The 14,671-nt window shown below is 54.1% G+C and carries 11 protein-coding genes; 7 read left to right on the forward strand and 4 right to left on the reverse strand.

Annotation, left to right across the window (positions count from 1 at the left end; translation table 11 throughout):
• Positions 1–1,386, reverse strand: coding sequence for a nucleotide 5'-monophosphate nucleosidase PpnN (gene ppnN, locus LN244_RS09350; RefSeq protein WP_275424675.1), 1,386 nt, complete (start codon positions 1,384–1,386; stop codon positions 1–3).
• Positions 1,387–1,602: 216 nt separating this feature from the next.
• Between ppnN and LN244_RS09355 the strand changes: the two genes are divergently transcribed.
• The 4 genes from LN244_RS09355 to LN244_RS09370 all read left to right on the forward strand — a co-directional run bounded on the left by LN244_RS09355 (position 1,603) and on the right by LN244_RS09370 (position 7,468).
• Positions 1,603–2,991, forward strand: coding sequence for a PhoH family protein (locus LN244_RS09355; RefSeq protein WP_239039531.1), 1,389 nt, complete (start codon positions 1,603–1,605; stop codon positions 2,989–2,991).
• Between the two features lie 344 nt (positions 2,992–3,335).
• Positions 3,336–4,844, forward strand: a complete 1,509-nt coding sequence (gene mqo / locus LN244_RS09360; protein WP_275424722.1) for a malate dehydrogenase (quinone) — start codon at positions 3,336–3,338, stop codon at positions 4,842–4,844.
• 102 nt (positions 4,845–4,946) lie between these two features.
• Complete coding sequence (gene yidD / locus LN244_RS09365; RefSeq protein WP_239039533.1) at positions 4,947–5,228, forward strand: membrane protein insertion efficiency factor YidD; 282 nt, start codon at positions 4,947–4,949, stop codon at positions 5,226–5,228.
• Between the two features lie 32 nt (positions 5,229–5,260).
• On the forward strand, positions 5,261–7,468 hold the full coding sequence (locus LN244_RS09370) for a sodium:solute symporter family protein (RefSeq protein WP_239039534.1): 2,208 nt from the start codon (positions 5,261–5,263) through the stop codon (positions 7,466–7,468).
• Here the strand turns inward: LN244_RS09370 and LN244_RS09375 are convergent.
• Positions 7,465–8,277: a mechanosensitive ion channel family protein gene (locus tag LN244_RS09375; protein WP_239039535.1), complete on the reverse strand. Its 813-nt coding sequence runs from the start codon at positions 8,275–8,277 to the stop codon at positions 7,465–7,467. The genes LN244_RS09370 and LN244_RS09375 overlap by 4 nt on opposite strands.
• 130 nt (positions 8,278–8,407) lie before the next feature.
• Here LN244_RS09375 and LN244_RS09380 point away from each other — a divergent pair, with 130 nt between their 5' ends.
• Together LN244_RS09380 and LN244_RS09385 are read left to right on the forward strand one after the other, a co-directional pair.
• Positions 8,408–8,980 carry a TIGR04211 family SH3 domain-containing protein gene (locus tag LN244_RS09380; protein ID WP_239039536.1) on the forward strand — a complete coding sequence of 191 codons (573 nt, stop codon included), beginning with the start codon at positions 8,408–8,410 and terminating at the stop codon, positions 8,978–8,980.
• A gap of 299 nt (positions 8,981–9,279) precedes the next feature.
• Positions 9,280–9,432: a hypothetical protein gene (locus tag LN244_RS09385; protein ID WP_239039537.1), complete on the forward strand. Its 153-nt coding sequence runs from the start codon at positions 9,280–9,282 to the stop codon at positions 9,430–9,432.
• A 28-nt stretch (positions 9,433–9,460) separates the two neighbouring features.
• Here LN244_RS09385 and LN244_RS09390 read toward each other — a convergent pair whose 3' ends face one another.
• Both LN244_RS09390 and LN244_RS09395 read right to left on the reverse strand, forming a co-directional pair.
• A complete protein-coding gene (locus LN244_RS09390; protein ID WP_239039538.1) occupies positions 9,461–9,664 on the reverse strand; it encodes a hypothetical protein in 204 nt (67 codons plus the stop codon).
• 32 nt (positions 9,665–9,696) lie between these two features.
• A complete protein-coding gene (locus tag LN244_RS09395) occupies positions 9,697–12,219 on the reverse strand; it encodes an EAL domain-containing protein (protein WP_239039539.1) in 2,523 nt (840 codons plus the stop codon).
• 141 nt (positions 12,220–12,360) lie between these two features.
• Between LN244_RS09395 and ptsP the strand changes: the two genes are divergently transcribed.
• Positions 12,361–14,664 (forward strand): phosphoenolpyruvate--protein phosphotransferase, encoded by a 2,304-nt coding sequence (ptsP, locus tag LN244_RS09400; RefSeq protein ID WP_239039540.1) that lies wholly within the window; start codon positions 12,361–12,363, stop codon positions 14,662–14,664.
• Positions 14,665–14,671: the final 7 nt, after the last annotated feature.

Below are 14,671 nucleotides of genomic sequence, written 5' to 3' on the forward strand. Positions count from 1 at the left end.
CTAGGAAGTTCTGCTTGCTTTCGCCAGACGGAAGCAAGGCTCATACTCTTCGTGATTTATTTTCATGCGACGCTGATCGACAAAGGCCTGCAACAACCTGTCCAGCGCTTCGATCACGTCCGGCTCTCCATGCAGCTCAAAAGGCCCGTGCTCTTCAATGGCTCGAATGCCCGGCTCCTTGACGTTACCGGCCACTATCCCGGACAACGCACAACGCAGCTGTGCCGCCAGTTCATGATCGGGCTGACGGCGTGACAGGCACAACTCACGCATGGCGTCATGCGTCGGCTCGAACGTCTGCTGCAACACCAGCGGTATATGCAGTTGCCAGTTGTAGTGATAGGCCTCACCGGTTGCCTTGCGGTGGGTGGTGACTTCAGCAAGACCATCTCGCATGCGCGTCGCCACTTCGTGCGCATCATCAATGATGATCTGGTAGCACTGCGCTGCCCGCTCACCCAACGTCGCGCGAATGAAACGATCCACTGTTTCAAAGTATTCTTCACTGCCCGCAGGGCCGGTAAAGATCAATGGAAACGGATGAGCACTGTTTCGCTCCTGCAGCAGGATGCCAAGAATGTAGAGAATCTCTTCTGCTGTTCCCACCCCCCCCGGGAATACGACAATGCCGTGCCCCAGGCGAACAAACGCCTCAAGCCTGCGCTCGATATCAGGCATAATGATCAATTCATTGACAATCGGATTGGGAGACTCGGCCGCAATGATGCCCGGCTCGGAGATACCGACGTAACGGCCATCCAGGAGACGTTGCTTGGCATGCGCAATGGTTGCCCCTTTCATCGGCCCCTTCATTGCGCCGGGCCCGCAGCCAGTACAGATGTCCATTCCCCGTAGCCCCAGTTCATACCCCACGTGCTTGGTGTACTCGTATTCTGCATGGCCAATCGAGTGACCACCCCAGCACACCACCATATTGGGTTTCACATGAGGCCTGAAAGCGTCTGCATGCCTGAGCAGATTGAATACCTGGTTGGTGATCATGGCCGATGGATCCAGCCCTTCACAGCAGTATTCGACCTTATCGGCGACATACAACAGGTCTCTGAGCACTGAGAACAGGTGCTCGTTGATACCCTGTATCAACTCACCATCGACAAAAGCGGTTGCCGGGGCATTGATCAGATCCAGCTGTACTCCACGATGCTTCTGACTGATCTGAATATCGAAGTCGCGAAAACGGTCAAGCACCTTGCGAGTGCTGTCCAGTTCACTGCCGCAGTTGAGCACCGCCAGGGCACACTGGCGGAAAAGGTTGTAGAGCCCACCCTGGCTTTTATCCTGCAGTCTGGCCACTTCGTAGGGAGAAAGAACATCGAGATTGTCCAGCGGCGTCACGCTGGACGTAATGTAGTGCTCGGTCATCATGCTGACCTCCTTGTTCCGTGCGGATACTGCTAAACACATGAAAGTACGTGTCTATTTAACTATGAACTCACTCGATGAGATTTACTACCATCTCGTGACAAGCCGATGACAGCCACCAGGCTCAAGCCGCTGCCAGAAACCCGCTGATGGCAATTGTAATTGCGCCCACCTTGAATTAGCTTGAATACAACAACCGCTGTACAAGGAAGCCCTTCGATGTCTGCATCAAAACTGTATATCCTCGACACCAACGTGCTGTTGCACGATCCCAAGTGTCTGTTTCAGTTCAAGGAACAGGACATCACGATCCCTATGACAGTGCTGGAGGAGCTTGACTCGATCAAGGATCGCAAACAGAGCGTGGCCGCCGAGGCCCGCCATGCCATTCGCGTCATCGACAATATCCTGTCCTCTGCCAGCAGCGCCAGCCAGATTACCAAGGGCGTTCGGATTCTTATCGAAGGCAAGGAACGTGAACAAAAGCTGGGCAAGCTCTCGATTTTCCCGGACCATGAACTGACCAGCCGACAGGGTTTCTTGCCGGACGAAAGCAACAAGGACAACCGCATCATTAACTGCGCCTTGCACCTGCAGGCCACCTTCCCGCACCGCCAGATCATCCTCGTCACCAAGGACATCAATATGCGCCTCAAGGCGCTGGGTGCCGGATTACAGCGCGTAGAAGACTACCGTACCGACCAGCTGGTATCGGATATCGAGATGCTGCCTGCGGGTCACCAACACTTGGCAACGCCTTTCTGGGAAGGCGTCGATAAGGTCGACAGTTTTCAGCAGGAGGGCAGAACCTACCACAAGGTGGATCGAAGCCTGCTGCCTGAAACCTACCCCAATGAATTCATCTACGATGACAGCAAGGACTTTGCCGCTCGCACTGTCTCCATGGACGAAACCAGCGTTACTCTGCTCGATCTGGGTTATGAGCGACTGATGAATCAGATTTGCTGGGGCATTCAGCCTATCAACGTACAGCAGGCATTTGCCATGCAATCATTGATGGATCCAGAGATTGACCTCAGTATTCTTTTGGGTGCAGCGGGATCGGGCAAGACTCTTATTGCACTGGCCTGTGCCTTGGAGATGGTGATCGAGGAGCAGCGCTTCAACAAGATCATCGTCACTCGTTCCACACCGCCAGTGGCTGAAGATATTGGCTTCCTGCCCGGCACCGAAGAAGAGAAAATGACACCGTGGATGAGTTCAATCAACGATAACCTGGAAGCCATGCACGCACAGGATGAGCGCCCTCAAAGCAGCGTGAAGTACGCGCTGGAAAAAGCCAATATCCAGTTCAAATCACTCAATTTCATCCGCGGCCGAAGCATTCAGAACGCCATTGTGCTGATCGATGAAGCTCAGAACCTGACGCCACAGCAGCTCAAGACCATCATCACCCGCTGCGGCAAAGGCACCAAAATGGTCTGCCTGGGCAACCTGGCTCAGATCGATTCCAACTACCTGACTCCGCTCACATCAGGTCTTACCTATATCGTTGAGCGTTTCCGTGACTTCGAAGGCTCTGCCAGCGTTCATTTCGAGGGAATCTTCCGCTCTCGCCTGGCCGAGTACGCCGAAGAACATCTCTGAACCCCCTCCTGCAGTGGGCGCTGCCCACTGCAACACAGCTTTTCCTTTCGCCAGACCAAAGTCTAAAAATCGGACTAAATCCTTACACCATGCGGGTTACAGCCTTGTGACCAGCCTCTGTGCTTCATCTTTGCCGACACTTCGAGTTTTATTCTGTAGACAGTTGAATATAATGCACCGCACCTAAGTACTAAGCGTAAATAATCTAGCAATCTGCCACGCACATCACCCAATCGGATGATGCAAGCGGCAGTGAGACCCGGAAGTCCTGAGGGCCAGGCATAGAATGCGGGCCGGGGCGTGCCAAAAGCCACCTTCCGTTGTCTCCAACTCCATTGTTTACGATCAAATGGCGAACTCATATGACCACTAAAACTGTAGATGTGCTGCTAGTCGGTGCCGGCGCGATGAGTACCACTCTCGGGATGATACTCAAGCAACTGGATCCGAGCCTGAAGATTTGTATGGTCGAACGTCTTGACCATGTTGCCCGTGAAAGTACCGATGGCTGGAACAACGCCGGTACCGGCCACGCTGCCTACTGTGAGTTGAACTACACTCCGGAGCAGCCTGATGGGAGTATCAACACAACCAAGGCCTTTGCGATCAACACCTCCTTTGAGGTCAGCCTGCAGTTCTGGTCATACCTGGTCGAGCAGGGCAACCTGCCCGCTCCCAAGGAATTCATCAACCCGACCCCTCACTCCAGTTTCGTCTGGGGTGAAAAGAATGTTGAATTCCTGCGCAAGCGCTATCAGGCGCTGAGCCAGCATCACTGTTTCAAGGACATGGAGTACAGCGAGGACCACGAGACGCTGCGTGAGTGGATGCCATTGGTCATGAAAGACCGAGACCCGTCTGATAAAGTGGCTGGCACTCGTGTGCGTTACGGCTCAGATGTCAACTTCGGCGCTCTAGCGCGTTCTATGGTGCTGAATCTGGAGCAACAGGACAACTTCGATCTGCTGCTTGGCCGAATCGTTGATGATCTGACCCAGCAGGCCGATGGCACCTGGAACGTCAAGCTCAAAAATACCGAGAAGGGTGGCAGTGAAGTCATCAACACCCGTTTTGTGTTTCTGGGTGCCGGCGGTGGCGCTCTCCCGCTGTTGCAGAAGTCAGGAATTCCTGAAGGCAAGGGCTACGGCGGCTTCCCGGTCAGTGGCATGTGGCTGGTGTGTAAACGCCCCGAGATCATCGAGCAGCACCAGGCGAAGGTTTACGGCATGGCCCCTATCGGTGCGCCTCCCATGTCAGTGCCGCACCTGGACACGCGCATTATTGATGGCAAGAAGTCGCTGCTGTTTGGTCCGTTCGCCGGCTTCACAACCAAGTTCCTCAAGCAGGGCTCTTTCATGGACCTGCCCTGCAGCATCAGCATGAGCAACCTCAAGCCGATGCTGTCAGTCGCCAAGAACAACATGGACCTGACACGTTACCTGATCAGCGAAGTGATGCAGTCGCACTCATCTCGTGTTGATTCCCTGCGTAACTTCTTCCCGGAAGCCAAGGATGATGACTGGGAGCTGTCCTACGCCGGCCAGCGTGTTCAGATCATCAAGCCGGGCACCGAAACTGCCGGCAAACTGGAATTCGGCACCGAAGTCATCACGGCCCAGGACGGCAGCCTCGCAGCCCTGCTGGGAGCTTCCCCGGGTGCTTCTACCGCCGTCAGCGCGATGCTGAGCATCGTTGAGCGCTGCTTCGCCGACCGCATGAATGAAGACAGCTGGAAACAGAAAATCCGTGAACTGGTTCCTTCCTACGGCCAGAATCTGACTGAAGATGCTGAGCTGATGCAACAAGTCCGCGCCCGGACCCTGTCCGTTCTTGAACTGGATCGACAGTCCTGATCTACCACCGGGAGCCCAAGGGCTCCCGGTTTCGTTTCACAGCTGGTCTCTTCACGTGCCAGCGGCTATCATCTGCAACAGACGTTTTAGGGATGCCTGCATATGATCAACCGCCTGGTCACTGACTTTCTGATTTTGCTGGTAAGGCTGTACCAGGTCGCCATCAGTCCCTTCCTTGGCAACAACTGTCGGTTTTATCCCAGCTGCTCCAGCTACATGATCGAGGCGATCCAGTTGCATGGCGTACTCAAAGGTGTGTACCTGGGCACTCGCCGCCTTCTGCGTTGCCACCCCTACTCTGACGGCGGACTCGATCCTGTTCCGCCACGCTGCCAACATTCTGGCCAGCGAAATGATTCCACCGCTACCGACTACACTGAATAAATAAGCAATATCCGCCAGTTAGAGGTGTACTGATGTTTTCCCCCTTGAGTGTCCTGCTGGTTATTACTGTTTATACCGGAGTCTTGTTTGGCCTGGCGCAGTGGGGCGAACACCGCACCCGACGCGGGCGCCCCATCAATTCAGCCACCATTTACGCGCTGTCGCTGTGTGTTTATTTCACCACATGGACCTTCTACGGCAGTGTTGGCTTCGCCTCTCAGTCAGGCCTGCTTTATCTTGCGATCTATGTTGGTTCCTTACTATCTCTGTTTTTCTGGCGTTTCACCATCAGGCGGATGATTGCCGTTAAAGAGACCTTTCACATTACCAGCATTGCCGACCTGATTTCGACACGCTATCGCCGCTCCCAGCGTATTGCCGCGCTGGTTACCCTGATTGCACTGTTTGGTCTGCTGCCCTATATAAGCCTCCAGCTCGAAGCGGTCATTCGGTCTCTACGCCTGATAACACACGAAGGCGCAGGACATATTCACTGGAGTTCCTCCGGCATCCTGATCACTCTGTTGATGACGGTTTTCACCATCATTTTCGGCGTGCGACGCCTAGATCCGACCGAACGCCATCAGGGCATGATTCTGGCGCTGGTGGCCGAGTGTATCGTCAAACTGCTGGCCTATCTGATCATCGGCTTCTTCATCAGCTATCAGTTCTTTGATGGCCCAATCGATATTTACCACAAAATTGAAGAGCACAACCTGCAGCACCTGATCAGCCTGGGTGGAGAGGATAGCGGAATACAATGGCTCACCCTGATCGTTCTGAGCTTCGTGGGCGTGCAACTGCTGCCACGTCAGTTCCACGTCAGTGTTGTTGAGAATGTATCGCCCAACCACTTGGGACGTGCTCTTTGGGTGCTCCCGGTATACACCGTTCTGATTGTCATGTTTGTGGTTCCGGTAGCTGCAGCTGGCAGCATCCTGGGCCTGCCTGAGAAGTCAGCAGATTTCTTCATGCTGCTGGTTCCTCAGGCTCTCGATCAGCCTTATCTGGCCTTGCTTTCGTTTCTGGGCGGTTTCGCTGCTGCCAGCGGTATGGTGATCATTACCACCATGACATTGGCCACCATGGTTTCGAACCACCTCCTGCTGCCAGTGTGCGAGAAGTTCCAGCAGCTTGCCTGGATGAGAACCTGGCTGCTGCAGGTCCGATGGATTTTGGTTGCCTGCATTCTGTTTGGCAGCCTGCTGCTGGCTCGTCTACTGACCGATACCTACATGCTGGTTGCCGTAGGTATGATCTCCTTTGTTGCTGCACTTCAGTTTGCTCCAGCAACCTTCATCGGACTTTTTTGGAATCGAGGCAACAGCATGGGGGCCATGCTTGGCCTGCTGGCCGGATTCGGCATCTGGACATGGACGCTGATTGTCCCCGCGTGGGTTGAAGAAGGTTGGCTACCCATTGAGCTGCTGCAGGAGGGACCTTTCGGCATCCATTGGCTATCGCCATTGGCACTTTTTGGTCTTGAGCTGCCCAAGATTCCACATGCCGTTTTCTGGTCACTGACTTTAAATGTACTGGCCTACATGCTGGGCTCCTGGTTCTATAATCCACAGAAGCATGAACGCACACTGACCACCGAGTTTCTTTATACCACTCGTGCACTTCGCACTCAGGAGAAAGCACGCCCGACCGGGCTCAATGCCTACATAGAGCTGGCTCCCAAGCTTATTGAAGCTGAACAACTGCTGCGCCGTTACCTCGGTGATGAGAAGGCACAACAAAGCGTAAATCGTATCGCTGAAGACCTCCAGGTTTACGACAAGAGCCATATCTCTGTCGTTGAACTGATGGAGTTTCACCGCATGCTGGAGCAAATTCTGGCCGGAGCCATTGGCGCGGCCAGTGCGCACACAGCCATTGAGGAAAACATTCGCTACACCGATCGCGAGCGCTCGGACCTGACTGCGCTGTACAGTCATATCGTCAACGAGCTACAAGGCTCCTATCGTTTCCACCCTGACAAGGCCAACGAGCCGCAAAGCCGTGGATTTGAAATGCTGGACGACCTGCAGGATCAGCTTGAGCACATGCAGCTCAAGATAGACCAGCAAGGCAGCGAACTTGAACAACTGGAAGCCAAACTGGAGCGGCAGTATCAGGAGATCTTTGACTATCGGGTAGAAGCGCAGCGCCTGCGGCATGAGAACGAGGCGCTGCGACAGCAGTTGTTGACCGAGGGTCAGGTCGACACCTCGGTACTGCCACGGTCGCAGACTTAGTCTTCGACCGTTTTCTCGGTATGCAGGTGCACATCCATCTGCGGGAAAGGAATGCTGATACCCTGGCGATCGAATTCCAGCTTGACCTTCTCGGTGGTATCCCAAAGCACGGCCCAGTAGTCAGACGTTTTCACCCAGGGACGGACATTGAAGTTGACACTGCTGTCACCAAGTGCCGCCACACTCACCACCGGGGCCGGATCCTTGAGCACTCGCTCGTCCTGCTCCAGAATTTCCATCAGAACGCGCTTGGCCTTCAGCAGATCATCGCCATAACCAATACCGAACACCATATCAACTCGACGCGTGTCGCGCTTGGAGTAGTTGATGATACAGTCGCTGTAGATCTTGCCATTCGGCAAAATGATCTCGCGGTTATCACCGGTGCGGAACACCGAATTGAAAATAGTAATATGTTCAACAATCCCGCTGACACCGCCAGCCTCAACGAAGTCACCCTCACGGAAAGGTCGAAACACAATCAACATCACACCGGCCGCAAAGTTCTTCAGTGAATCCTGCAGCGATAGACCGATTGCCAAACCGGCGGCACCAATCAGGGCAATCAGCGAGGTCGTGTCGACACCCAGCTGACCCAATGCCGCAACCACAACAAACAGCAGCAACAGAGCATGCGCAATGGAGCTGACAAAGTTGATCAGCATGTTGTCCATTTTGGTTTTGCGCAGCATTCGTCCGAGCAGGTTAATCAACAACTTGACGACCCAGCGACCGACCATAAAAATGGCAATGGCCAGGGCAATATTGATCACCCAAGGCAAAATATAGTCTTGAGAGAAGGACTCCATGTAAATTCCCCTTTGAATGCAAATTAGGAAGCATCAATCAGGCTGCCGTTAAGATTCGGGACAGCTCCTAAACGATAAAGTGTTTGTAGTGTAAAATCATGTATTTGTCGCTTCAGTTGTTGGAATCAGTATGAAAAAAGTTCTGTTCATTGGCGCTCTACTCTGCGCCTCCATGCCGGCCTGGGCCGCGAAAGGTCATATTGCAGATGATGCCTATGTGTTTTTTCATAGCGGACCAAGCAATCAGTACCGAATCATTGGACGCGTTAACAGCGGCGAATCCGTGGACATTCTGGATCGCAACAGTCAGACGGAGTATGTACAGATTCGGACGTCCAACGGTAAAACAGGCTGGCTGCCCGACGCTCTGGTTGGCCAAGGCGAGAGCAAACTGATCGAGCTGCCCAAACTTGAAGCCGCCCTGGCACAAAGCCGCAGCACTATCAGTGAACAAGCCGACACCATTGAGCAGCTCAACAGCAGTCTGGAACAGCTGCAAAATGAAAGCAGCACCTACACTGACCAGATACGCTCTTTGAAAACAGAAATTCGTGATCTGCAGTCTCAAATTGCCAATATGGATCAAAGCAATCTGATGCGTTGGCTGACGTATGGCGGCTTGATCGCTTTCGGGGGTGTCGTTCTGGGCCTGATCGTTCCCCATTTGCCGCGCAGACGTAAACGCAGCGACGACTGGTTCTAGTGATCCCGAGGCATGCATCCTGCGTAAAGAATTGGAGTTTCGGCAAGACCGGCAAAATAAGTTGCACAACCTGCGGTTTGGCGTAACTTTACATTGATATCAGAGTAATGCGGGGCTGCTGACCGCAGCCTCACGGAGCTTTGATAACCTAGTCGAGATAGCTTTGCTTTGTTGTGACCGAACCGCTTAAATGGTTCGCATAGGCTTACGGCAAGGTAGTGACAAGTCAGGCGACAGCCAGAAAGGGAAACCCGGCTGAGTTTTGATGGTCATAGCCTTAGACAACAGGAGATGACACCATGCTGAGTACACTATTAACCACATCACTGGTACTGGCGATTGCCGTTGGGGCTGGCATATTGCTTGCCCGAGAAGTCAAAGTGCTAGGCTCCTCGATGCGCCCCCAGCGCATCCGGGTTGAACACCCGCCTGTTCGCCGACGTCGGCGCTAAAGAGCGCGACGGTTTCAGCCTTCAACACTCAACCGCTGTGAGTCGCCTCAGGCTTCAGCGGTTCGAGTTCTCCGTAGCCCTCTCCATCGGCCCAGTACTTGCGTCCCTGCTCGACCCTTACCACACCTTTGAAGCGTTGCTGAAGATAGCCAACCGCCTCCTCCAGGGTTTCGATATCGCAAAGAATAACACCGCCACGGTCATTATCAGTGGCAAAGATATAGCTCTTCAATCCGTACTCCGTTCATACATGGATCAGATGCCTCAGCCGCTCGCCTGACCAGGCTCATAACTCATGGCCCAGCCCTCCAGGTCGCTTGCTGTCATGGGACGCGCAATATGGTATCCCTGTGCCATGTCACAGCCAAGCTGTTTAAGCACCGCAAGATCTTGCGCAGACTCCACTCCTTCAGCAACAACCTCCAGCTCCATGGCATGACTCATGTCTATCATGGCTTGTACCAGCCGCCCACCTGAATTCTCAGCATTAATCTGACTGATGAAACTGCGGTCAATCTTGATCATGTCCAGCGACATATTGCGGATATAACTCAGACTCGAAAAGCCGGTACCAAAATCATCAATGGCAATGCGCACGCCGTGCTCACGAAGCCGAACCAGCTCGCACTCGGTTGCCTCGGCACTATGCACGAAGCAGGTTTCGGTCAACTCAACGACAAACAGCTCCGCTGGCAACTGATACTTGTTCAGCAAAGCCAGCAATCGACTGGCCACTTCCCCACGCTGAAACTGCCTTGCAGAGAAGTTCACTGAAATTTTCAGTTCAAGACCCTTCTCAAGCCACTTCATCGTTTCAGCGATAGACTGTTCCAGCGCCCAGTAGCCAACGGCCTCGATCAGACCGGCATCTTCCGCAACCGGAATAAAGACTTCCGGTGACACCTGCCCAAGCTGAGGGCTATACCAGCGTATCAAGGCTTCCACACCGATCAGCTTTCCGGAGTCGACCTCGATCTGAGGCTGATACACCATGTGGAACTCATCATTATCAAGCGCTTGCTGCAATAGCCCGGCTATACGATAGCGGCTTAGGGTCGCTTCATGCTGGGCCGGTGAGAAGAAGCAAATACTGTTTCGCCCCTGCTCCTTGGAATGCTGTAACGCAATTTCAGCACAGCGAATAAGCGCTTCACCGGAACCCGCATCACCTGGAGCAACGGCCACACCGATACTGACCATCACACGAACTTCATCGCGTTCAAGCCAGAAAGGCATCGACAATACACGGGTCAACTCATCCAGAAAGGCCGTTAATTCGCTCGTATCCGCCACTTCTGTCAGGATGATATTGAACTCATCCCCCGCAGGACGTGCTGCGGTTCCACGATCGCCAAGGGTCGCCCCAATTCGCTCGGCAACCTGCTGCAACAACAAGTCGCCGCCTTTATGACCAAAGCGGTCATTTATTTGTTTGAACAGGTCAATATCAAGCGCAAGCAATGCCATCATTTGCCCTTGTTCTCGACTGTAGTTGTATGCCAACTGCAAGCGGTCTTCGAACAAGCGCCGGTTGGCGAGCCCCGTCACCGCGTCAAACCAGGACAGCTGTTGCATTCTGGCCTGAGACCGCTTTAATTCGGTCAGGTCGTGGAAAATCGCGGCATACTGGCAGACCAGACCCTGATCATTTTCAATCGCGGTGATGCTGAGCCACTCAGGATATACACTGCCGTCTTTTCGCCGGTTCCAGATCTCGCCTTGCCAGCTACCGTCTTCCACCAGTGTCTGCCAAAGTTCGCTGTAAAATTGCTTATCATGACGCCCCGAACTGAGCATGCTCGGATTATTGCCCAGAGCTTCCCAGGCTTCATAACCGGTGATCAGCGTAAACGCAGGGTTCACACTCTGTATGCAGCCATCGGCATCGGTGATGACGACTCCTTCTCGGGAGGCATTGATCACTTTCTCAATGAGCCTCAGGTCATGCTGTGACTGTTTCAGAGCACGACTGTGATCATTCAACAACTCGCGTAAGCGGTACACGTAGTCCATTTCAACACTGCGCAAAATGTCGGCGTAGGAAGCCAACCCCACCACTTTCCCGGAGGCATCCCGGACACCGATATGGCGAAATTCATGACGTTTGAAATAGCTGCGCACATTGAAGAGACTCATGTCACTGTCGACACAAATCAGGCGTGGCAGTTCGAGATCTTCCAAAGCCGAGTCCGGGTCCACACCTGCTCTCAGGAAACGAACAACATCCGTTTCCGTCATGATTTGCCACCCGCTCTCTTCTTCGCCAACCAGAACTGCGGAGTAGTTGACTCCGTGCATCCGCTCCATTGCCTTGCGGAAACTGCAGTGCTTGCTCAAACGCAGCACTTCGTAATGTGTAACTTCCTGCAGAGGCTTCAAGAAAAGGTCATGCTCCAGCCCTTGGTGATTGACGATATCACTCTGGCTGACAATACCCAGCCGCTCCCCCGCGGCTGAATACACCATCGCATGGTTGACGTTCTTGCTGATCAGCTCAAGTCCCAACTCACCAAGCTCCAGATCGGCATTGACCTTCGGGATTGGCTGCAACGCCTCTCGGGTTATCGCCACATCGCCTTGGTCAGATAGCGCCATCCCTATCGCCTGCCGCCGAGTGAGAACCCCCTGAGCCAGACCCAACTCTTCAACCACAACGGAGCCAACATGGTACGCAACCATGAGCTCCAGCGCTCGAGCCAGCGACTCACCCAGCTCGATGCTGATGATGTCAGGCTGACAGATAGAGGCCACTTTCAGTGGAGTTGTATGTCGGGAGTTATCGTTCATTGACGCAGAATATCACAGCTGTTTCAATTTGAGGGCAGATAAGGATCAGCTCCCAATCATTTACTTTCTTAGAAGGATTGCCCTGATTCGCCCACTGTGCCAGCATCAAGCACCTACCCCGCAAGACTCGGAATTACGGTGATGCAGCAACCCTCTCTCAGTGCCTTGACCTCCATCGTTGAACAGATTGCCCGCACCGGAGATCCCAGAACGGTGATGAGCAATATTGTCCAGCGCCTGCGGGATATCATGCACGTTGAGGTCTGCAGCCTGTACTTGTGCACACCTGACTTTCAGCATCTCATTCTTGCCGCTACCGAAGGACTGTCTCCACAGTCTGTTGGCAAGGCGAAACTGGGGCTGGACGAAGGTCTGGTAGGTCACATTGCCGCATCCCTTAGCACCCTGAACCTTGGCGACGCCCCTGCAGATGATCGCTTTGTCTTCATTCCCGAAACCCATGAAATGCCTTACCACCGTTTCCTGGGTGTCCCGCTGCTACACCTGCGGAAATTGATCGGCGTTTTGGTGATTCAGGGACGAGAGCGTGAGCCCTTCCCTCAGGAAGCCGAAGCCTTCCTGATTACCGTTGCTTCTCAGCTGGCCGGCACCTTGTCACAGCTGCAAAGCAAAGGCGGCTGGTATGAAAAAAAGAGCACACGGGGGGGATACCGGCGGTTTCATGGTCTCAAGGGTGCACCGGGACTGGGACTGGGCAAGCTCTGGCTTGTGCGGCCACATCTTTCGCTTGACCAGGTACGCGCCGCCTGCACCGCTGAGCCGGAAAAGGATAAGACTGCCATTACCGAGGCGATCGCGGCGGTCAGCGAGGAGCTGGAATCCGGCTCCGGCCATCTGGGCCAACACCTCCCGGGCGACCTGCATGCCCTCTTCAATGTCTATCAGATGATGCTGCAGAGTCCTGAATTGAGCCAGCAGATCACCGCACGTATTGATGCAGGTGACAATGCTCCCTGGGCGCTCAAGCAAACCATCACGGCCATGGCCGAGCAGTTCAGACAAGCCGATGATCCCTATCTTAAAGCCCGTGCCGAGGACATCTGCAATATTGGCCAGCGTATTCTGAATCAGTTGATTTCACGTGAGCGGCCATCCATGGAGACCCCTGATGAAGCGCTCATACTGGCAGGCGAGCTGATCAGTATTGCCGATCTCGCTGATTTTCCGCTACACCAGATTCACGGCATCATCTGCACTCAGGGGTCAACACTTTCTCATACTGCCATTCTGGCCAATGCGCTGGGCATACCCGCCGTTATGGGCGTCGAGCAGTTTGAGCCGGAGCAACATAAAGGCGCCATGCTGATCGCTGACGGTCACCGAGCCGAATGCGTGCTGAATCCTCCAGCGGCACTTTTGACCGAATATCGTCGCATGATCGACGAAGAACAACGCTTCATGCAGGGACTTGAGCGTCTTCGTGACCAGCCGGCAGTGACAACGGACGGTTTCACAGTCAGCCTGCTGACCAATACAGGCCTCTTGGCCGACGCGACTCCTGGCTTGCAGCGGGGTGCAGAAGGCGTTGGGCTGTACCGATCCGAAATCCCGTTCATGATTCATGACAGCTTCCCGACCGAGCATGAGCAATTCATGCTCTATCACAAGGTTCTGGAAGCCTATGCACCGCGGCCAGTCAGCATGCGCACCCTGGATATCGGTGGTGACAAACAGCTCCCTTACTTCGATATCACAGAGACCAATCCCTATTTGGGCTGGCGCGGCATCCGCTTCAGTCTGGATAACGCCCAGCTGTTGATTGCCCAGATCCGCGCCATGCTGCGTGCTGATGTAGATAACAACAACCTGCGCTTGCTGGTCCCCATGGTCAGCCGCGTTGACGAGATGCAGAGCTTTCGCCGTTACGTGGAAAAGTCGGTTGATGCACTGACCCGAGAAGGCTTTGCCGTTCGCATGCCGGAAATCGGCATGATGATCGAAGTGCCATCTGCCATGCTGCTGCTGCCGAGACTGGCACCTTATATCGACTTTGTATCGATCGGCTCCAATGACTTGACCCAATACCTGCTGGCCGTCGACCGTAATAACCCGCGGGTTTCCAACCTGTTTGACCACTTGCACCCGGCTGTGCTGGTTGCGCTGGAACAAATCCAGCAGCAGTGTGAAGCGCTCTCGCTTCCGGTTTCACTCTGCGGAGAAATGGCCTCAGACCCTGCAGCCGTGCTTCTGCTGGTGGCCATGGGGTATCGCTGCCTGAGTCTGAGCGCCTATAACATCCCACGAGTAAAGTTGTTGATCCGCTCGATCAGTCGCGAATCGCTTTCGGATCTGCTGGAGCAAAGTCGTCAGTGCAGCAGTGAAGCCGAAGTGCGCGCATTGGTTGCGCCGGTACTGGAGCAGGTCGGGTGGAGGCAGGACAAACGCCCCAACCTGCCGGACGAGGAAACAGAAGGCGCTCAATGAGCGCCTT

Source organism: Marinobacterium sediminicola, from assembly GCF_022343685.1.
GTDB lineage: Bacteria > Pseudomonadota > Gammaproteobacteria > Pseudomonadales > Balneatricaceae > Marinobacterium > Marinobacterium sediminicola.